This is a genomic window from Flavobacterium sp. HJJ, from assembly GCF_015351475.1.
Taxonomy (GTDB): Bacteria; Bacteroidota; Bacteroidia; order Flavobacteriales; family Flavobacteriaceae; genus Flavobacterium; species Flavobacterium marginilacus.
The window spans coordinates 98,669-116,693 of sequence record NZ_JADKPR010000005.1; the positions used below are offsets into that span (position 1 = coordinate 98,669).

Genomic DNA, 18,025 nt, shown 5'->3' on the forward strand with positions numbered 1-18,025 from the left:
AGTAACGCGGATAGCCTGGCCTCGTTGAAGAAAGGGGCTGTATAAGCGCATTACAGATTAAGCCCCTTTTTTCAACGAGGACACCCCATAATAATTTAGATTTGGTACTTACTGCTGTTTGCGGCTACCTTTGTTTCATGGAAAAAATATTTCGCCCGAGTCCGAGATCATTCAAAAATACATTTTGCGTTTTTCATGAGGTACTGCCTGATCGGATTACCGGAATGCCGGTGCAGTATGACAGTCAGTCGGGCAGTAAATATTATTACACCAAAGAGGGGATGTACCGCCTTTCGAACCATTGGGGGAGGTTGGCCAATAGCAAATGGAGACTGATACCGATAGAACCGGAGACGGATTCTAAATTCAAAATTGGTTTTGCGAGATGGGATGAGTTTTATCCCGATAATGCAGAGGAAGAATTGTATTATCTGGAAGCCGATTATGAAAAAAGAACGGTTAATTATCAGCATCGAAATAATCCGAACTATGATTCCAAAGCAATATTAAGAACAAGTTTTGCCACTGCAAAAAGAATTAAGCAGATCCGGAATTTATTTGAACTGACTTCATGGGCCAAGTATTTTGATTATGATGATATTGATGAATTGCGCAGGAAAATTATAGAGGAACTGATTTTTACCGATAAACCTTTGGAGGAAATTAAAAGAGAAATTTAGTTGCTCGCAGCTATTAATATCAAATCATTTGGACTGATTGGCTTTGATAAATAAGCAATGATTTCAGAATATTCTTTTGCTTTGCTTTTATCTTCCAATGCAATTGACGAACTTACAATATATATGTTTGTCTGTTCTTTTATCTGCGATTTTAAGAGTACCATTTCGTTCATAAATTCCCAGCCGTCCATAACTGGCATATTAATATCCAAAAGAATTATATCAGGTGTTGTTTCATTATTATTTAATGTGCATTTTAATGCATCAATGGCGTCCTTACCGTTTTTGAAACTGGAAACACTTGAAAATAATTCTGATTTTTTTATAATTTTATTTACTATAATCTGATAAATAGGGTCATCGTCTATTACCCATATTGTTTTTAGACTCATAAGATATCAATTTTAAATGTTGTTCCCACATTAGGTTCGCTACTTACAGTTATAGAACCGCCCATTGCTTCTATTTGGTTTTTTGTGATGAATAACCCAACTCCTTTTGAAGATGGATCACTGCTGAAAGTCTTATACAAGCCAAAAATTTTATTGCCGTTTTTTACTAAATCTATTCCAATACCGTTATCGGATATTTCCAGATAATTTTTATCATCTTCGGTTATCCACTTTAAATATATGATTATTTTTCGTTCCGGATGACTATACCTGATTGCATTTGAAATTAAATTATAAAGAATGCTTTCTAAATAGGCAGGGTTGTAATTGATAATCAGATCTTCAGGAATATGATTGAAGATTGTTATTTTTTTTGAAATAATCTGCTGGGAGAATACTTTCATCACATTTTCAACATACTCATTCAAATTCAATCGCTGAACTACTAAACTGACGTTTGTCCGTATATTGATTACCTCGTTTAAATGCAGCATTGTTTCATTAAGCAGACCAGAAACTGAAATTAACAATCCTAACATTTGTTCTTTTTCCTCAGGAGTTTCTGAAGTCTGAAGTAAAGTAACAATTGAAGCAATGTTACTGGTGTGAGACCTTAGATTATGTGAAATTATATAGGAAAAATTCAACAGTCTTTCGTTTTGCCTGGATACCAGATTGAATGAATTATTTAAATCAGCTTCGATGTTTTTTGATTTTGTTATGTCAATCATTATACCATGCAGACTTGTCGCCACTCCATTTTCATAAACAATATTTACCATATCCCGAAGCCATATAACCGTTCCGTTTTTACAGACCATTCTATATTCGAAATCATGATTTAAAAGCTGATTTGTTTTTTTAGTGCAATATTCCAGTGCCCAATCTCTGTCATCTGGATAAATGTGTTCGCTCCAAAAATTTGGGTTGCTCAACCATTCCTCTGAGGTAAAACCTAAAATCTGTTCGACTTTTTTGCTGACAAAAGTAAATCTAAATGTTTTTATATCACATTCCCAAACAATTCCGTCTATGGTATTAATAAGGGCTTCGACTTTTCGCTGCGAGTTAACGATCAGTTTTTCGTTTTTCTTTCGAAAAGTAATATCCTCCGTTGAAATAATCATTCGTCCCATAGTTTTTTCATACCCGCGAATTGCATTCCATTGAAAGTGAATATCTATTGATTCACCGTCGCTGTTCTTTATTTTGGTATCATAAGCAAATTGCCTTTTGTTTTGTGTAATTGCGACTAATTGTTTTATAAAATCGTTTATGGTTTCAGTATCCAGTACCTGCTCTAAATTGTTATCTAACTCATTTTTTGTTTTTATATTAAGGAGCTGCAGGCATTGGTCATTTACAGCAATAACTTTGATTAGTGCAAAGCATTTTAATACTGTTTCTGGATTCTCTTTAAAATAGTTTTCTGCTGTGGATGCTTTTTTGCCAACGAGATTTAAATCCGCCAGATAATTTTTAATTAAAGACAAATCAATTTCCCACATTGGGATAGGTGAATTATCAAAGAGGTTTCTAAACTGTTTTTCACTTTTTTTAAGATCCTCCAAAATTTGCTTTTGCAAGGTAATATCTTCAACAATAGCAATATTGGTTCTTCTTTCTTTTTTTGTTTTCGAAAGTGACGAAACAATTAAATTTACCCATATGGTTATATTGGATTTAGTAATATATCTTTTTTTGGTGGTATAATTTTTAATTTTTTCTTCTTTAAGTTCATATACGTTTAGCTCATTTTTCGGTAAATCTTTTGGATGCGTGATTGACTGATAATTTTTGGTTTTCATTTCTTGTTCTGAATATCCTAATAACTCACAAAATTTACTATTGATTTCTAGAAATTTACCTGTTTCTTCATCAACAAGAGCAATTCCCAGCGGAGCCTGATCAAAAATAGTTTTAAATTTAATTTCGCTGTTCAATAGTTTTGAGGCTTGAATGTTGACCAGGTGCTGTAATTGACGCGGTCTGTTTAATAAAACTGTGACAAGCGAGGCTATGAGCAGTGCCAGAATAAATCCTAAAATTGAAGGCAGAAAAAGAACAGAGTAATGATACTTCTGCTTTTTTTGACTGAGATATAATTTCCAATTTCCGTCAGGAATCTTTTTAAAAATTTGTTCTTGTTTATAAATATCTTTTTTGACAGGAAGAAAAAATTCTTCTTTTTTAGTATTGGGATTTATTTTTGAAAACTGAAAATAATATTTATTGGTGTCAATTGAATTGATTCCGGAAACTTTTAATAAATCTTTGAATTTAATTACAACTGCAGAAAATCCCCAAAACTTGTTTTTTTTGTAAACTGGTAATCTGCCAACAATGCCAATTCCGCCCTGCCTCAAGACCAAAGGACCGGCAAAATACATTTTTTTATCTGCTAATGATTTAAATGCTTCATTTCTAACACTTGGAATCTTAAAAATATTAAGATTTAAAGCAGATTTATTTTCCTCTAATGGATAAATATACTTGATAACTCCATCTGGTACCAGCTGAACTGCACTAATAGAATTATTTGAAGCCAAAAGCTGTGAACTTATAGATTCAAAATTATCAGGAGTGCCACTGTCATTAATCGTTAATGCAAGTGTTAATGTAGTAGTGTAACAGCCCTTAAGGCACTGTTCTATGTTTTGGTGCAGATTCTCAAGAGTCTGCCCCATTTCACGGCGCTCATTTACTTTAATAACCTGAAAACGCAGAAAAATTGAAAGACCAACACAAAAACTTAGGATTAAAAAAATTAAAAATCCTGTCATTTTTGGTTTCGTTATAAACCAGCGAATATAATTGGGCCATTTAATTTCGTACATCATTGGATATTATACTGTAAGGTCTAAAAAGGTGTTTTTTGGGATAAAAAAAGAAATTATAAATCCTAAAGATACCATTTCTAATTTACAGAAGTAAAAAAATACTCATTTTATTTAATACAGGTCATCCAAAATAATGGTTTATCAAAATAAAAATAACAGTCATTTAAATAATAAATCCGAACTTTGCATGCGTTCTTTTATTGGAGCAATTTTAAAAACAGAACTTCATTTTAAAAAAATGAAATAAAAAAAAGAGAGATACAATGAGCCGGAACAACGAAAAAAACATCAAGAAACACAACGACAAACTGCACAAAGCCCAAGCAAAAGCAAAGCAGGCTGAAATGGAGCGCAAAGAAAAACTGAAACAGATCACTAAAAAATTTAATGAAAGTAAGTCTTCGGATGATATTGTAAATTAGCATATTATGAATAAAAATAAATTTGATGAATTAAAAAACGGCGTTCAGCAAATCATCGATTTGATTGCTGTAAAGAATGCAAAGGATGCCAATAATAAATTGGCAGAAGTGAGCGATGAACTCGATGAGTTACTGGATTATGCCGAAGAAGATGAAGAACTTATTGAAATCAGTAAATATCAGGTATTATTGAACCAACTGCAGCAAAAAATTGTTCTGCTTAAGGCACAGCTTAACTAATTTAGGTTTATGATTCACGAAAATTGCTATTGCGGTTCTGATACATCTTTTGAATCGTGCTGTAATCTTTATATAAGCGGTGCTATAAAAGTCCCAACAGCCTTAGCACTGATGAAGTCTCGATATTCAGCTTATGCCACACATCAGGCGGATTATTTATTGGCAACCACACATATCAGTGAAAGAAAATATTATTCGAAAGAGGATATTCTGCATTGGGCAACAGTCAATACATGGCAGAAATTGGAAATCATTTCTTCAACAGAAAATACAGTGGAGTTTAAGGCATATTTCATTGATGAAAACAATCAAAACCAAGTACATTATGAATTTTCAACTTTTAAAAAAGAAAATGATTCTTGGTTCTATGTTGATGGAAAATTCAAATAATATTACAATAGATAATTATGGCAAAAGGCTTTGGAATTTTAATAATAGCTTTGCTTTGTGCTTCTTGCAAAACAAATCTTCCCACTCCCAAAGCAATTGAAACTAATGAACCTTCTTTTGCTTATAAACAGCAGATGGAAAATCTGGAAAAAGGAATTTACTTTCGCGGAAGCGGAAACGAACCCCGCTGGAGCTTAAAAATTTCTGAGAAAAACATTGAGTTTACTTCATTAAAATCAGGTTATGAGTCCTTGAGCGGTCATCATACAGAGCCGCTTCTGGCCATGGATGCCAATGTCAAAATGTATCGGGTTCCAATTACTGATGGTACAATGATTGTTCAGATTATGCAACAGGAATGCATAAATACAATGTCTGGTGATAAATCATCTTATTCTGTCCGAATAGAAATTGTGAAAGATAACAAATCTGAATTTTTTAATGGCTGCGGAAATTACATTACAGATTTTAGACTGCATGACATTTGGGTTTTAGAAAAAATAAACGGTGAAAATGTTACTTCAGCAAATTATGCCAAAGAAATACCCAATCTTGAAATAAACAGTACAACAAATACATTTATGGGGTCTGCTGGCTGTAATAGGGTTGGAGGCGACATTTTTTTCGAAAGAGGATTGTTGCGCTTTATAAATATTAATTCTACCGAAATGGTCTGTGCTGATAATAATAATGAAGCTGTTTTACTCAAAACGCTGCAAAGTACTGCCAAATATAAAGTAGAAAACTTACGATTAATACTCACCAATTCTTTAGGAAATGAATTGATCTTTAAAAAAGTAGATTGATTGACTATTTAGACACATCGTTTTAACGTAAAATTATAAATTGTTTGTTGTTTGTTCATTTAAAAATAATCTAAATTTATGATTATGGAGAACACAATAAAAAAAGGGTTTTATTTTAAGACTTACGAAGCACCGTTTCAGTCTCCGTTTGATAAGCTTTTTGAAATTTTCAAGGAACTTATCACGCACACTTCGGGAGATTTTGACGAAGCCATCAGCTGGATGCGCGAATTGGACAAAGAATACAAACTAACCGATGAATCATATACCATCGATGATTTCATTGAGGATTTAAAGAAAAAAGGATACATCCGAGAAGAACTCAAGGACGATGGAACAACTGGTACAGGAATTACCGCCAAAACCGAACGTGCTATTCGCCAGCAGGCTTTGGATAACATTTTCGGCAACCTAAAAAAATCAGGGAGCGGTAACCATAAAACCAAACACGTTGGCAATGGTGATGAACATACGGGTGAGTTTCGGGAGTTTCATTTTGGTGACGGTCTCGAACGCATTTCATTGACCGAAAGCCTGCGGAATGCTCAAATCAATAATGGAGTGGGAGATTTTAAGCTGACCGAAAATGATCTGGTTGTCGAAGAAACCCGTTACAAGTCCCAAATGAGCACCGTTTTAATGATTGACATCAGCCACAGTATGATTCTGTATGGCGAAGACCGCATAACGCCGGCCAAAAAAGTCGCAATGGCTTTGGCCGAATTAATCACTACCCGCTACCCAAAAGACACACTGGATATTTTGGTTTTCGGTGACGATGCCTGGCGGATTTCAATCCGGGATCTGCCTTATCTTCAGGTGGGACCGTATCACACCAATACCGTTGCCGGTCTGCAATTGGCCATGGATTTATTGCGCCGAAAAAGAAACACCAACAAACAGATTTTTATGATTACCGACGGCAAGCCAAGCTGTGTGAGGGAAAAAGACGGCTCTTATTATATGAACAGTAACGGCTTGGATCATTATATCGTTGAAAAATGCTACACACAGGCGCAGCAAGCCCGAAAACTTCATATCCCAATAACCACTTTTATGATTGCCAACGATCCTTATCTGCAAAAATTTGTGAATAAGTTCACCGAAGCCAATCAGGGAAAAGCCTTCTATACCGGACTAAAAGGTTTGGGCGAAATGATTTTTGAGGATTATGAAACCAACAGAAAAAAACGAATAAAATAGTTTACAATATCAATTGCAATACAAATTTAAACGAAATCAAAATTAATGGACAATATAAAAACTTTCGGAGAATTAAAGAAATCAGGGTATTTAAGCAAAAGCATCAAAGATGAATTGCGCCATAATTTAAGAGAAAAAATAAAATCAGGAAAACCTGCTTTTGAAGGCGTTCATGGTTTTGAGAATACTGTAATTCCAGAATTGGAAAGAGCTATTTTGTCACGCCACAATATAAATTTATTGGGACTACGAGGACAGGCCAAAACTAGATTGGCCCGAAAAATGATTGAATTACTGGATGATTACATTCCTTATGTGACAGGTTCCGAAATCAATGACGATCCTTTTAACCCATTGTCTCGTTTTGCCAAAGATTTAATTGCTGAAAAAGGTGACGAGACCCCAATCTCGTGGCAGCACAGAAACGAACGCTTTTTCGAAAAACTTGCTACTCCAGATGTAACCGTAGCCGATTTGATAGGAGATATCGATCCGATAAAAGCAGCTAATTTAAAGCTGTCATATGCTGATGACCGTGTAATTCATTTTGGAATGATTCCGCGTGCTAACCGTTGTATTTTTGTTATTAACGAATTACCCGATCTTCAGGCAAGAATTCAAGTAGCTTTATTTAATATACTGCAGGAAGGCGACATTCAGATTCGCGGATTCAAATTAAGAATGCCGCTTGATATGCAGTTTGTCTTTACCGCAAATCCTGAAGATTATACCAATAGAGGAAGTATAGTTACACCTTTGAAAGACAGAATCGGTTCGCAAATTCTAACGCATTATCCGCAGGATATCCAGATTGCCAAAACGATTACGGCGCAGGAAGCTAAGCTTGACGACGCTCAAAGCGAATCAGTTTATATTCCCTTTTTAGCTAAAGATTTATTGGAGCAAATCAGTTTTGAAGCGCGGGAGAGCGAATTTATTGATAACAAAAGCGGTGTAAGTGCCCGACTGAGCATTACAGCTTATGAAAATCTATTAAGTACTGCGGAACGCCGTGCCTTACTCTCAGGAACAGATAAAACCACTTTACGCTTATCTGATTTTATGGGAGTAATTCCATCGATAACCGGTAAAGTTGAATTGGTTTACGAAGGAGAGCAGGAGGGAGCATCTTTTGTGGCACAGCGCCTGATAAATGATGCCATTCATACCTTATTTCCTTCCTTTTTCCCAAAAATAGAAAAACTGGAAAAGCAAGGCGAAAAAACACCTTATAGTGATATTTTGGATTGGTTTTTCACTGAAAGCGGTTTTGAATTGCTGGACGACTGTACCGATGAAGAATACAGATCAATTTTAGACAGTATAACCCCTCTTGATAAATTAATCGAAAAATACCTGCCAAACCTGGACAAAAAAGACCGCAATTTCATGAAAGAATTTATTTTGTGGGGATTAGTAGAATACAAAAAACTAAGTAAAGACCGTGTTGCTGTAGGATATCAGTTCAGGGATATTTTTGGAAGTTATATCAGCAGATTATAAGGAATTTGAACATCAATGTAAGCAAATTAGACGAATTTCTCACTAAATATTGTTCAAAATATTATTCCCACAAAGACGCCAAGCCGCAAAGAAAAACTAACCTTAACTTTGCGGCTTGGCGTCTTTGCGAGAATAATTAAAACTTATATTTCAATAAAATCAATGAAATAATAACGCAATCAGGATCTCCATAAAAATCAATATAATCACAATCCATTCCAATCGGGAACTTTCATTAACATTCAGAACATCAGTAAAAAGTTTTAAATTTTCTTCTACAATACCCAATCTATAATCAAGATCCCTAAAACGCGGATTAATATCAAAATTGGCTTTCAAATACCGGTTTAATAAATTCAGTTCTTCGTTGTCCCAAACCAAATTTGGGTCATCAAGAATATATAGATTATCAACTATACTGTTTTTTACATTCAGAACTTTCCCGATGTATTTGAGCAGATTTTTTTTAGAAATACTCAGTTTTCCCCGGCGTTCCAATTCCTGAATGTACTTTTTAGACGAAGTAATAAGATCATCTGTAAGCGCTTCATAATAGTCCAGAGCAACTGACTGTGCAATATTGAGCATTACGATCTTCATCACCGAAGCATCAACATGAGGAACCGAAACATAATCATTTTTGATAACTGCTTTTGGAATGTTTTCGTCAATTTCTATGCGGTATTCTTCAAATAAATCCAGATTAACATTTATTGAAGCATAATTTTTGACAAAATCAATAAACTCCTTTTTCTTGGGTGCTGTAAAATTTGCAAAAACTACCACGCCATAATCAAAAATATAGAGGTAGCGCTTTTTATTTGTGTAAGTGTAAAAAATCTCAGATGGCGAACTCGAATGAGGCTGAATCTCAAATTCAGTCCTTAATTTTTTAATATTAAAAGCTTCTGCAATCTGAATGGCTTCAATTTTGATGAAATTAGTTTTTTCCATAAACACATATTTTCATACTAGATAAACCAAAAATTTTGGTTTATAGATTGAAATGCAAATTCGATTGTTTTTTAAACAAAAAGATTTGCTTCGCTGTTTCTATTATTCTTTATAGCTTTCTATATATAATTTTTCCAAAATCAAACGTGCTTCATTATCAGAATTAGCCGAAAAACCAGCCACAAAAACTCCTTTTTTACCAGATCTTGAAATTATTCCATAAACAACAGATTCTTCGTCTGGATCTGTATCACCTTCGTATCGGTACACATGTTCTACCGTATAGTCATGAGGATTTGATTTAATACCTTCAAAATAAAGATTGAAATCATAATCAAATCCTTTTTCTTTCAAATCATTCAAGGCTTCCAAAACTGTTGTATAATGATAGGTTGGTTTCATTTTTTTAGTTTCTGAGTTATTAATTTTCTAATAAAAAAGATTCATAGGTTTAAAAGCTTTGAAACTTAGAAGCTCAAAAATTTAGAATCTAATAAAGGTAACTATTTTATTTTTAATATGTTGTAAAGGACTTGTTAAAGTAAAAGCGGTATTCTTGACAAACCTTGATTTATGTTGTAGATTTGCACCGCAGACCGCCTTATCGTCGTTCCGATTCATCGGAAGGGAGGAAAGTCCGGACACCATAGAGAAGCATAGCGGGTAACACCCGTCGGTTACGTTTTAGAACGTGATTAGGACAAGTGCAACAGAAAGTATGTACAGGTAATGCTGTAGTGAAACCAGGTAAACTCTATGTGGTGAAATATCAAGTATATCAGCATTTAAGGGCTTCTCGTCCGTTGCTGAAGGGTAGATAGCTTGAGTCTTGAAGTAATTCAAGATCTAGATAAATGGTAAGGTATCGTTAGTGATAGCGTGAACAGAATCCGGCTTATAGGTCTGCATTTTTTATCTTCTTTAATTAATAGGAATTAATTATTTTTAGTTTACAATTTGTAAAATTATTTTTTAAATAAGAATATTCTTTAAAAATTAATTACTACTTTTGCGCAAATTTCTTATAAAAACGAAATGCAATTTCTAACAAATAAAAGTATGGATATGCAAACAAAAACTGCACGTTTAGTTAGGCTACATTTTTGTAATTAATTTGATTGTTAAATTCTTCAATAGTTACACAATTCAAAGCGAATGTCTTCTTTTCGATTGTACCAAATTTCAATATATTCAAAGATTTCAAGTTTCATTTGTTCTTTAGAAATCTTATAACTTGGAATAGTAATAGTACAACCGTACCCGAATATTTATCAGGTTTAAAAGGTTCAACACCATATTCAAGAATACATGCAGATATATACTGTGCAGCTTTGCATAATGGACAATGGAAAGGGTGTAGATTAATAAGAGATGAAATTAAATAAAACTAAAGTATTTTGACACAATAATTTCAAATTAAAATGACATGAAAAAATATGTGTATCTTCTTCTAAGTTTAACTACTTTTTTAAATTTATATTCACAAGACTCTCCAAGAGTCGAAAAAAATCAATTCAAAATAAATTTAATATTACCAGGTGTTGTTTACGAGCATGGCTTTAATGATAAGAACACACTTTATTCTGAGTTAAGTTTTGGAATTGGTTATAGTAAAAGTGGTTTTTGGGGCTCAACCTGGTCATTTTATCCAACTATTAATGAGCAATTTCGACATTATTATAACTTAGAAAAAAGAGCGGTTAAAAGAAAGAGGACTTTAGGAAATTCGGGTAATTTTTATGGATTAAATGCTATTTATAATTTTGAATCCATTAATTCAAATTCTGATTTTTCATCATCAAGTCCATCTTTCACAGTTGCCCCAGTTTGGGGATTTCAAAGGACCTACAAACACAATTTTAATCTAAATTTAAATGGAGGTGTTGGGTATAATATTGATAAATACAATAATGAAATAGTTCCAGTAATCAACTTTACTATAGGCTGGGTTATTGGGAAATAGTTGATGATGAAAAAAATAATTCTATGTATCCTGCTGGTTGCTTCCATGAATACAAAAGCTCAAACGGTTAGAGGTTTTGGAGGTTTTTCAGCTTATTTAGGTTCGATTTTAGACAGATCGATTTTTGTAGGAGTCAACTGTGGTACTGAATTTACTATTAAACGTTTTATAAAACCAGAAATTGAGTTTAATTTTTTATATGTTCCTATTGATGACGTAGAACTTCGAAGCGATCAGGGAAATACAATAAGTATATTTAAGAGGTCGGCTAATTCTTTGAATTTTAATTTTTGTCCAAAGATTTGTCTTGGTAATAACGGACAAAATGATACCTATCTAGTTATTTTACCAAAATATTCTTTTTCTAAGGTTGCCGCTGTCGGAGAATTTACAACAATAAATCATAATGATGTAAAAACGACAAGCAAAGAAACAATTGTTGATTGGCAACATTCTTTAGGAATTGGTCTAGGTCTTGATATTAGTGTTTCTACTGATAATACTGATTCTTTATGTTTAAATATCTATTATCAAAATGTTGATATAGGTACAGCTTTGAATGAATTAAATCACAGTGGAAGCAGTAGATTTTTTATAAAAAATTCACTGGGAGCTGGTCTAAACTATTATTTTAGTTTTAAAAAGAAAACAAGACCAAAACCTGTTAAAATACCAGAGCCCTTGAAATAACAAGGGCTCTTTTTTTTGGTAAAAATTATTTTTATAAACTAACCTTCGTCTTCTTCAGTGTCTTTTCGATTAGACTCATCATCAATCTCTTCCTCTTCGGCAGAGTCCAATTCGAAGAAACTAAAGATAGAACCACCATAACTTTTCTGGAAAGAAAAATTAATCAAATGATCTAATTTGGTATATTTTGAATGTTCAATAATCATCATGCCTTCCTCGTTCAACAATCCTTTTTCGAAAATAGATAAAACGATTCTTTCAAAAGTCTTTTGATCCAGACCATAAGGCGGATCAGCAAAAATAATATCGTAAGTCGTTTTGTTTTTTTCTATAAAAGCAAAAACGTCACTTTTGGTCGCTGCAATGCTAAAATCATATTCGGCAGAAACTTGCTTGATGAATTTTACACAGCCAAAATCGGCATCGACAGAAGTAATTGGAAAACTTCCCCTCGAAGCAAACTCATAACTGATATTACCAGTTCCGGCAAATAAATCCAATACTTTAAGGCCTTCAAAACTAAAATGATTATTCAAAACATTAAATAATGCTTCTTTACTCATATCGGTTGTAGGTCGAACGGGCAAGCCTTTTGGCGGAAAAATGCGTCTTCCTTTGTATTTTCCGGATATGATTCTCATGAGTTAAAAAGTATAAAATGTTGTTGGTTTTGAGCTCTTGAAAAAGTATTGCTCTTCTGCAAATTAGTTACATCAAAGAAAGAAACGTTTCGAATGTATTTGAAAGCAATTTTATAAAAATCATCTTCTTCTGAAATAGCTCCTAATAATTCTAAATGAAAACTCTCAGGGTTCATATTCAATTGTTCGGCGCTAAAAAGCAGATAATAAATAAAATCCTCAGGGGTTTTGTATTCGAATGAATTGAACAAAAGCAGTTTTTGATTCTGAATTACAATAATTTCAAAATGACCGGGATTAAAATGCACAATCATTTTCTTGGTATCATTGTTTTTGGATGCATCCAAAAGTCTGGAAACCAAAATAGTATTGGCATGCTTGTAATCAAATGAACCAAATTGGTCTATGAAAAAATTATTGATATTTACATAAGGAATATAAACCGCATTCATTTGATAATTAGTGATTTCATCAAATGCAAAAAAGTCGGTTTCAAAAACCTTTGTATTGTACTGCAGATAACTTCCCATAAAATTTTCGTCAAATAGGGCAGTGGGAACAAAGGTTGAAAGATTGTTATTATGAATCACGAGAATTTCATCATAACTGTCATTCAATTCCGGATAATTCCGAAAAGCATTCGAAAACAATTCCTCAATCTTGGTCGATTTATGAAAAGTATCAAAATGGATTTCGTTTATCGACGTAATCCTGTTATGAAGCGTGTCAAAACAGCAAAAAGAAAGTCCCGTCAGTGAAACCTGAATGGAAAGCTTTTTGTATTTTTTATCGGTTATATTAATGTTCATAGTATTTTTAGCAACAATGCAAACTTACGAATTTCAATGGCAATATCAATTGCAATTTCAAAAATCAATAACAATCACAATATCAATGACAAATTCAAAAATTAAATAAGATTATAGAATAATTAATGTTTATTTTTTTCTAGAGCAGAACATTTGTTTTTTTCTCAAGCATCCTCCAGCTATCCGTTGCAATCTTGCATGCCGAACCCCGGCATACAAGGATTTCCACTGCTATCTGGGCTAGCGACAAGTTTAGTTTTTCATAACGAGATTTCGACAAAGAAATATCTATAAAGATTTGTCATTAGATATCATAATTATCCGTAAAGTTTGTCATTCCGAAGGAATTTTACACAAAGCAAATAACAAACGTGCGATTCCTACGGAATGACAAGATTGTGTAAAAATCAATTGAATATTATTTGACTTAAATTTTCAAACACTTTACTATTGCCATTTAATTGATTTTGACATTGTCATTGCTATTGCTATTACTTTTGATATTGCTATTGAATTTGATTTTTGTCATTGCAATTGATATTGCCATTGAAAAAGCCTTACTTTGCAATAAAATGTTCCTGATGAATTCCTCCTCATTTTATAGCCATTTACAGAAAAAATTTCCTTTTCAGCCGACATATAATCAGGATATTTTTTTTCAGAAAATCGCCATTTTCCTGACAGATAGTTATAATGACACCATTTTTGTCTTGAAAGGATATGCAGGAACGGGAAAAACTACCGTTATTTCGACAATCGTAAATAGCTTATTGGATAATAATCAAAAGTCCGTTTTGTTGGCGCCAACAGGACGCGCGGCGAAGGTAATTGCCAATTATTCGAACAAACCCGCTTTTACAATCCATAAAAAAATCTATTTCCCAAAGAAAAATTCAGGCGGAGGAGTTTCCTTTACTTTACAACTCAATAAACATAAAAACACGATTTTCATAGTCGATGAAGCCTCGATGATTTCGGACGCCAATTCGGATTCCAAATTATATGAAAACGGCTCATTGCTTGATGATTTGATTTCCTATGTATATTCGGGAACGAATTGCAAAATGATCCTTTTGGGAGATACAGCTCAGTTGCCTCCTGTAAATTTAGACATAAGCCCAGCTTTGGATATTAGCACCTTAAGTATTCATTACAATAAAGAAGTAGAACATATTGAACTTGATGAAGTAATGCGTCAGGAAGAAAGCTCCGGCATTTTGCATAACGCAACCGAATTGAGAGAGTTATTAAAGGATAGTTTTATATCGGAATTCAAGTTTAATATCAGGAAATTCAAAGATATTGTGCGCTTGGTTGATGGCTATGATATTCAGGATGCGATTCATTCTGCTTACAGTAATTACAGTATCGAAGACACTGCATTTATTGTTCGTTCCAATAAAAGGGCGAATCAATACAACGAGCAGATTCGGTCAAAAATCCTTGATAAAGAGAGCGAATTGTCCACAGGCGATTTCCTGATGGTGGTGAAGAATAATTATTTTTGGCTAAAAGACTCCGATGAAGCAGGATTTATTGCTAATGGTGATATCATTGAAGTTTTGGAAATGTTTGGAATCAAAGAATTATATGGTTTTAAATTTGCCAAAGTTAAAATCCGAATGATTGATTATCCCGACCAAAAGCCTTTTGAAACCGTACTTTTAATGGATACAATTAAAAGTGAATCACCTTCATTGACTTTTGAAGAATCAAACAGATTGTATCAGGAAGTAATGAAAGATTATGAAAGCGAAACCACAAAGTATAAAAAGTTCCAAAAAGTAAAGGAAAACGAATATTTTAATGCTTTACAGGTAAAATTCTCGTATGCAATTACCTGCCATAAATCCCAGGGAGGGCAGTGGAATACTGTCTTTATTGAGCAACCGTATTTACCAAACGGCATCGACAGGGATTATGTCCGATGGTTATACACCGCTATGACAAGAGCCAAAAATAAGCTATATTTGATAGGATTTAAAGACGATAGTTTTGTGGAATAATTTTAAAAATTTAACCATTAAGATTAAGGATTCATTAAGTTGCAATGATAAAAACTTAATAGCCTTAATTTCTTAATGTTTAAAAAAAATAATAAATGGTTTTATCATGAACACGCTAAACGATTTACATAAAATTTCAGGATCATTTTCGAATACCAAAAAAATGCCTGTATTATTTTTGGGACATGGAAGTCCAATGAATGCCATCGAAGAAAACCAATTTGTGACCGGTTTTAGGAATTTGGCGAAAACCTTGCCTAAACCAAACGCAATTTTGTGTATTTCGGCACATTGGTTTACCAACGGGACAAAGGTTACCGCTATGGAAATGCCTCGCACGATTCACGATTTTGGAGGATTTCCGCAAGAATTATTTGAAGTACAATATCCCGCCAAAGGAAGTCCCGAACTGGCCACCGCAACTAAGGAATTATTATCTCCAACAGCTGTCGAATTAGATCATCATTGGGGATTGGATCACGGAGCCTGGAGTGTAATTAAACATTTATATCCCGACGCTGATATTCCTGTAATTCAGATGAGTATCGATTATACAAAATCGGGGCAGTATCATTTTGAATTGGCGCAAAAATTAAGTGAATTACGCACCAAAGGTATTCTGATTGTGGGCAGCGGAAACATCATTCACAACTTAAGATTAGTCGATTTCAGAAACATAAATACCGACAATTACGGTTACGATTGGGCTTTTGAAGCTAGGGAAGTTATCAATAATCATTTAATCGATGGCGATTTCCAACCGCTTATTGATTTTGAAAAACAAAGCAAAGCTTTCCAACTTTCCATCCCAACACCTGATCATTATTTGCCCTTAATTTATACTTTGGGATTAAAAGGAAAATCGGAAGAATTGAGTTTGTTTAATGATAAATTGGTAGGAGGTTCTTTAAGTATGACTTCAGTGAAAATTATGTAATACAGTTTTGAAACTGAACAAAATCAATAGACAGACAAGAATGCCGTTAAAATGTCGCAAATAAACCGTTACCAAATAAGACGTTTGATGAGTAGTTTTGCTGAAACAATAAATCAAAATTACTTATGCTCGAAATCGGAGAAAAAATTAAAGAAATAAGAAAGAAAAAAGGATTATCTCAGGAAGAACTGGCAGAATCTTCAAAAGTAAACTTAAGAACAATTCAGCGAATTGAAAATAACGAAAGCGAACCGCGAGGAAAAACCCTGAATTTAATTTGTGAAGTTCTTAATATAAATACTGAAGATATTTTAGATTATGGAAAACAGGAAGATAAAAGTTATCTCATGATTTTTCATCTTTCAGTAATAGTATTTCTCGTTATTCCATTAGGAAATATCATTCTTCCCTTAATTTTATGGCAGACAAAAAAAGATAAAATAATTGGTCTGAATGAAATTGGAGCGAATCTCTTGAATTTTCAAATAATTTGGACTGTTTTTACTTTTATTTCAATGACTATTTTTGCTTTATGTAAAATTTTACATTACGGGCAATATGAAATTTTATTTTATGCATTTATAGGACTTTATACTTTAAATATAATTTTGCCCTTAATTTTTGCTGTTAAAACCAATAATGGAAAAATAGAAAGCTTATATCCAAATCCAATAAAACTAATAAAATAGGAATAGAATAAACACAGTAAGTAAGCTTATTCAAAATTATTCAGTTATCAATAATTTCTTTTAAACTTAAGTTTGAATGGTTACTTTTGCTAACGTTTAAAATAAATTTAAAATGAAAATAATAGCAGTCATTCCCGCCCGTTACGCATCTACACGATTTCCCGCAAAACTGATGCAGGATTTAGGAGGCAAAACGGTTATTTTAAGAACCTATGAAGCCGCCATAAGCACTCAATTATTTGATGATGTTTTTGTCGTAACGGATTCCGAGCTGATTTTTGACGAAATTGTTTTCAATGGCGGAAAAGCGATCAAAAGCATCAAAGAACATGAATCGGGGAGTGACCGAATTGCAGAAGCCGTCGAAAATCTTGACGTTGATATTGTTATAAATGTGCAGGGAGACGAACCATTTATTGATGCAGCACCTTTAGAAAAAGTTATTGAAGTTTTTAAAAATGACACTTCAAAACAAGTTGATTTGGCTTCGCTGATGTGCGAAATCAAAGATGAAGCCGATATTAATAATCCAAACAATGTAAAAGTAGTCGTGAATCAGGATAGTTTTGCACTGTACTTTTCGCGTTCGGTGATTCCATATCCAAGAGAAGTAAATGTAGGCGTTCGTTATATGAAACACATCGGAATTTATGCTTTTAGAAAACAGGCTTTATTGGATTTTTACAGTTTGCCGATGAAATCTCTGGAAGCTTCCGAAAAACTGGAACAATTGCGTTATTTAGAATTTGGAAAGCGCATCAAAATGGTTGAAACCAATCACATCGGAATCGGAATAGATACCGCTGAGGATTTAGAAAAAGCAAGAAAAATGCTTCTTTGATTTAGTTCAAAGAAGCATT

At 33.3% G+C, this 18,025-nt stretch carries 19 protein-coding genes and 1 other RNA gene; 14 read left to right on the forward strand and 6 right to left on the reverse strand.

Annotation, left to right across the window (positions count from 1 at the left end):
* Positions 1-137 precede the first annotated feature (137 nt).
* The gene (locus IRZ80_RS05765; protein WP_194640608.1) at positions 138-680 is read left to right on the forward strand and encodes a hypothetical protein; all 543 of its coding nucleotides are present in this window, start codon (positions 138-140) and stop codon (positions 678-680) included.
* Here the strand turns inward: IRZ80_RS05765 and IRZ80_RS05770 are convergent.
* Both IRZ80_RS05770 and IRZ80_RS05775 read right to left on the reverse strand, forming a co-directional pair.
* A complete protein-coding gene (locus tag IRZ80_RS05770) occupies positions 677-1,072 on the reverse strand; it encodes a response regulator (RefSeq protein ID WP_194640609.1) in 396 nt (131 codons plus the stop codon). The two genes, IRZ80_RS05765 and IRZ80_RS05770, sit on opposite strands and share 4 nt — an antisense overlap.
* On the reverse strand, positions 1,069-3,855 hold the full coding sequence (locus tag IRZ80_RS05775; RefSeq protein WP_194640610.1) for a PAS domain S-box protein: 2,787 nt from the start codon (positions 3,853-3,855) through the stop codon (positions 1,069-1,071). Before IRZ80_RS05775 ends, IRZ80_RS05770 begins: the two co-directional genes overlap by 4 nt.
* A gap of 320 nt (positions 3,856-4,175) precedes the next feature.
* On the opposite strand from IRZ80_RS05775, the gene IRZ80_RS05780 reads away from it, so the two are divergent.
* The 6 genes from IRZ80_RS05780 (at position 4,176) to IRZ80_RS05805 (ending at position 8,476) form a co-directional block, all read left to right on the forward strand.
* Positions 4,176-4,334: a hypothetical protein gene (locus IRZ80_RS05780; RefSeq protein ID WP_194640611.1), complete on the forward strand. Its 159-nt coding sequence runs from the start codon at positions 4,176-4,178 to the stop codon at positions 4,332-4,334.
* A 6-nt stretch (positions 4,335-4,340) separates the two neighbouring features.
* Entirely contained in the window at positions 4,341-4,574 is a 234-nt protein-coding gene (locus tag IRZ80_RS05785; RefSeq protein ID WP_194640612.1) for a hypothetical protein, read from the forward strand.
* Between the two features lie 9 nt (positions 4,575-4,583).
* Positions 4,584-4,964 (forward strand): YchJ family protein, encoded by a 381-nt coding sequence (locus IRZ80_RS05790; protein ID WP_194640613.1) that lies wholly within the window; start codon positions 4,584-4,586, stop codon positions 4,962-4,964.
* A 17-nt stretch (positions 4,965-4,981) separates the two neighbouring features.
* Positions 4,982-5,770: an META domain-containing protein gene (locus tag IRZ80_RS05795; RefSeq protein WP_194640614.1), complete on the forward strand. Its 789-nt coding sequence runs from the start codon at positions 4,982-4,984 to the stop codon at positions 5,768-5,770.
* Between the two features lie 84 nt (positions 5,771-5,854).
* Entirely contained in the window at positions 5,855-6,973 is a 1,119-nt protein-coding gene (locus IRZ80_RS05800; RefSeq protein ID WP_194640615.1) for a vWA domain-containing protein, read from the forward strand.
* A gap of 45 nt (positions 6,974-7,018) precedes the next feature.
* A complete protein-coding gene (locus IRZ80_RS05805) occupies positions 7,019-8,476 on the forward strand; it encodes an AAA family ATPase (RefSeq protein ID WP_194640616.1) in 1,458 nt (485 codons plus the stop codon).
* Positions 8,477-8,635: 159 nt separating this feature from the next.
* On the opposite strand, the gene IRZ80_RS05810 is transcribed toward IRZ80_RS05805, so the two are convergent.
* Both IRZ80_RS05810 and IRZ80_RS05815 read right to left on the reverse strand, forming a co-directional pair.
* Positions 8,636-9,430, reverse strand: coding sequence for an RMD1 family protein (locus tag IRZ80_RS05810; RefSeq protein WP_194640617.1), 795 nt, complete (start codon positions 9,428-9,430; stop codon positions 8,636-8,638).
* Positions 9,431-9,532: 102 nt separating this feature from the next.
* The gene (locus IRZ80_RS05815; protein ID WP_194640618.1) at positions 9,533-9,832 is read right to left on the reverse strand and encodes a hypothetical protein; all 300 of its coding nucleotides are present in this window, start codon (positions 9,830-9,832) and stop codon (positions 9,533-9,535) included.
* Between the two features lie 186 nt (positions 9,833-10,018).
* On the opposite strand from IRZ80_RS05815, the gene rnpB reads away from it, so the two are divergent.
* The 3 genes from rnpB to IRZ80_RS05830 all read left to right on the forward strand — a co-directional run bounded on the left by rnpB (position 10,019) and on the right by IRZ80_RS05830 (position 12,083).
* Positions 10,019-10,344, forward strand: an RNA gene (rnpB, locus tag IRZ80_RS05820) — RNase P RNA component class A.
* Positions 10,345-10,856: 512 nt separating this feature from the next.
* On the forward strand, positions 10,857-11,393 hold the full coding sequence (locus IRZ80_RS05825; RefSeq protein WP_194640619.1) for a hypothetical protein: 537 nt from the start codon (positions 10,857-10,859) through the stop codon (positions 11,391-11,393).
* Between the two features lie 6 nt (positions 11,394-11,399).
* Positions 11,400-12,083: a hypothetical protein gene (locus IRZ80_RS05830; protein WP_194640620.1), complete on the forward strand. Its 684-nt coding sequence runs from the start codon at positions 11,400-11,402 to the stop codon at positions 12,081-12,083.
* 38 nt (positions 12,084-12,121) lie between these two features.
* Here IRZ80_RS05830 and IRZ80_RS05835 read toward each other — a convergent pair whose 3' ends face one another.
* Entirely contained in the window at positions 12,122-12,724 is a 603-nt protein-coding gene (locus IRZ80_RS05835; RefSeq protein WP_194640621.1) for an RsmD family RNA methyltransferase, read from the reverse strand.
* A complete protein-coding gene (locus IRZ80_RS05840) occupies positions 12,721-13,533 on the reverse strand; it encodes a DUF3822 family protein (RefSeq protein ID WP_194640622.1) in 813 nt (270 codons plus the stop codon). The genes IRZ80_RS05835 and IRZ80_RS05840 overlap by 4 nt, the downstream gene beginning before the upstream one ends.
* Before the next feature lie 581 nt (positions 13,534-14,114).
* Here IRZ80_RS05840 and IRZ80_RS05845 point away from each other — a divergent pair.
* The 4 genes from IRZ80_RS05845 (at position 14,115) to kdsB (ending at position 18,006) form a co-directional block, all read left to right on the forward strand.
* Positions 14,115-15,539 carry an ATP-dependent RecD-like DNA helicase gene (locus IRZ80_RS05845; RefSeq protein ID WP_194640623.1) on the forward strand — a complete coding sequence of 475 codons (1,425 nt, stop codon included), beginning with the start codon at positions 14,115-14,117 and terminating at the stop codon, positions 15,537-15,539.
* 106 nt (positions 15,540-15,645) lie between these two features.
* Positions 15,646-16,476 (forward strand): 4,5-DOPA dioxygenase extradiol, encoded by an 831-nt coding sequence (gene ygiD / locus IRZ80_RS05850; RefSeq protein WP_194640624.1) that lies wholly within the window; start codon positions 15,646-15,648, stop codon positions 16,474-16,476.
* A gap of 125 nt (positions 16,477-16,601) precedes the next feature.
* Positions 16,602-17,165: a helix-turn-helix domain-containing protein gene (locus IRZ80_RS05855; RefSeq protein WP_194640625.1), complete on the forward strand. Its 564-nt coding sequence runs from the start codon at positions 16,602-16,604 to the stop codon at positions 17,163-17,165.
* 112 nt (positions 17,166-17,277) lie between these two features.
* Positions 17,278-18,006, forward strand: a complete 729-nt coding sequence (gene kdsB, locus IRZ80_RS05860) for a 3-deoxy-manno-octulosonate cytidylyltransferase (RefSeq protein WP_194640626.1) — start codon at positions 17,278-17,280, stop codon at positions 18,004-18,006.
* Positions 18,007-18,025: the final 19 nt, after the last annotated feature.

Bases quoted from the DNA above. Each gene is read 5' to 3' on its own strand.
- IRZ80_RS05765 (WP_194640608.1), top strand. From the start codon at position 138: ATGGAAAAAATATTTCGCCCGAGTCCGAGATCATTCAAAAATACATTT.
- IRZ80_RS05770 (WP_194640609.1), bottom strand. From the start codon at position 1,072: ATGAGTCTAAAAACAATATGGGTAATAGACGATGACCCTATTTATCAG.
- IRZ80_RS05775 (WP_194640610.1), bottom strand. From the start codon at position 3,855: ATGACAGGATTTTTAATTTTTTTAATCCTAAGTTTTTGTGTTGGTCTT.
- IRZ80_RS05780 (WP_194640611.1), top strand. From the start codon at position 4,176: ATGAGCCGGAACAACGAAAAAAACATCAAGAAACACAACGACAAACTG.
- IRZ80_RS05785 (WP_194640612.1), top strand. From the start codon at position 4,341: ATGAATAAAAATAAATTTGATGAATTAAAAAACGGCGTTCAGCAAATC.
- IRZ80_RS05790 (WP_194640613.1), top strand. From the start codon at position 4,584: ATGATTCACGAAAATTGCTATTGCGGTTCTGATACATCTTTTGAATCG.
- IRZ80_RS05795 (WP_194640614.1), top strand. From the start codon at position 4,982: ATGGCAAAAGGCTTTGGAATTTTAATAATAGCTTTGCTTTGTGCTTCT.
- IRZ80_RS05800 (WP_194640615.1), top strand. From the start codon at position 5,855: ATGGAGAACACAATAAAAAAAGGGTTTTATTTTAAGACTTACGAAGCA.
- IRZ80_RS05805 (WP_194640616.1), top strand. From the start codon at position 7,019: ATGGACAATATAAAAACTTTCGGAGAATTAAAGAAATCAGGGTATTTA.
- IRZ80_RS05810 (WP_194640617.1), bottom strand. From the start codon at position 9,430: ATGGAAAAAACTAATTTCATCAAAATTGAAGCCATTCAGATTGCAGAA.
- IRZ80_RS05815 (WP_194640618.1), bottom strand. From the start codon at position 9,832: ATGAAACCAACCTATCATTATACAACAGTTTTGGAAGCCTTGAATGAT.
- IRZ80_RS05825 (WP_194640619.1), top strand. From the start codon at position 10,857: ATGAAAAAATATGTGTATCTTCTTCTAAGTTTAACTACTTTTTTAAAT.
- IRZ80_RS05830 (WP_194640620.1), top strand. From the start codon at position 11,400: ATGAAAAAAATAATTCTATGTATCCTGCTGGTTGCTTCCATGAATACA.
- IRZ80_RS05835 (WP_194640621.1), bottom strand. From the start codon at position 12,724: ATGAGAATCATATCCGGAAAATACAAAGGAAGACGCATTTTTCCGCCA.
- IRZ80_RS05840 (WP_194640622.1), bottom strand. From the start codon at position 13,533: ATGAACATTAATATAACCGATAAAAAATACAAAAAGCTTTCCATTCAG.
- IRZ80_RS05845 (WP_194640623.1), top strand. From the start codon at position 14,115: ATGAATTCCTCCTCATTTTATAGCCATTTACAGAAAAAATTTCCTTTT.
- ygiD (WP_194640624.1), top strand. From the start codon at position 15,646: ATGAACACGCTAAACGATTTACATAAAATTTCAGGATCATTTTCGAAT.
- IRZ80_RS05855 (WP_194640625.1), top strand. From the start codon at position 16,602: ATGCTCGAAATCGGAGAAAAAATTAAAGAAATAAGAAAGAAAAAAGGA.
- kdsB (WP_194640626.1), top strand. From the start codon at position 17,278: ATGAAAATAATAGCAGTCATTCCCGCCCGTTACGCATCTACACGATTT.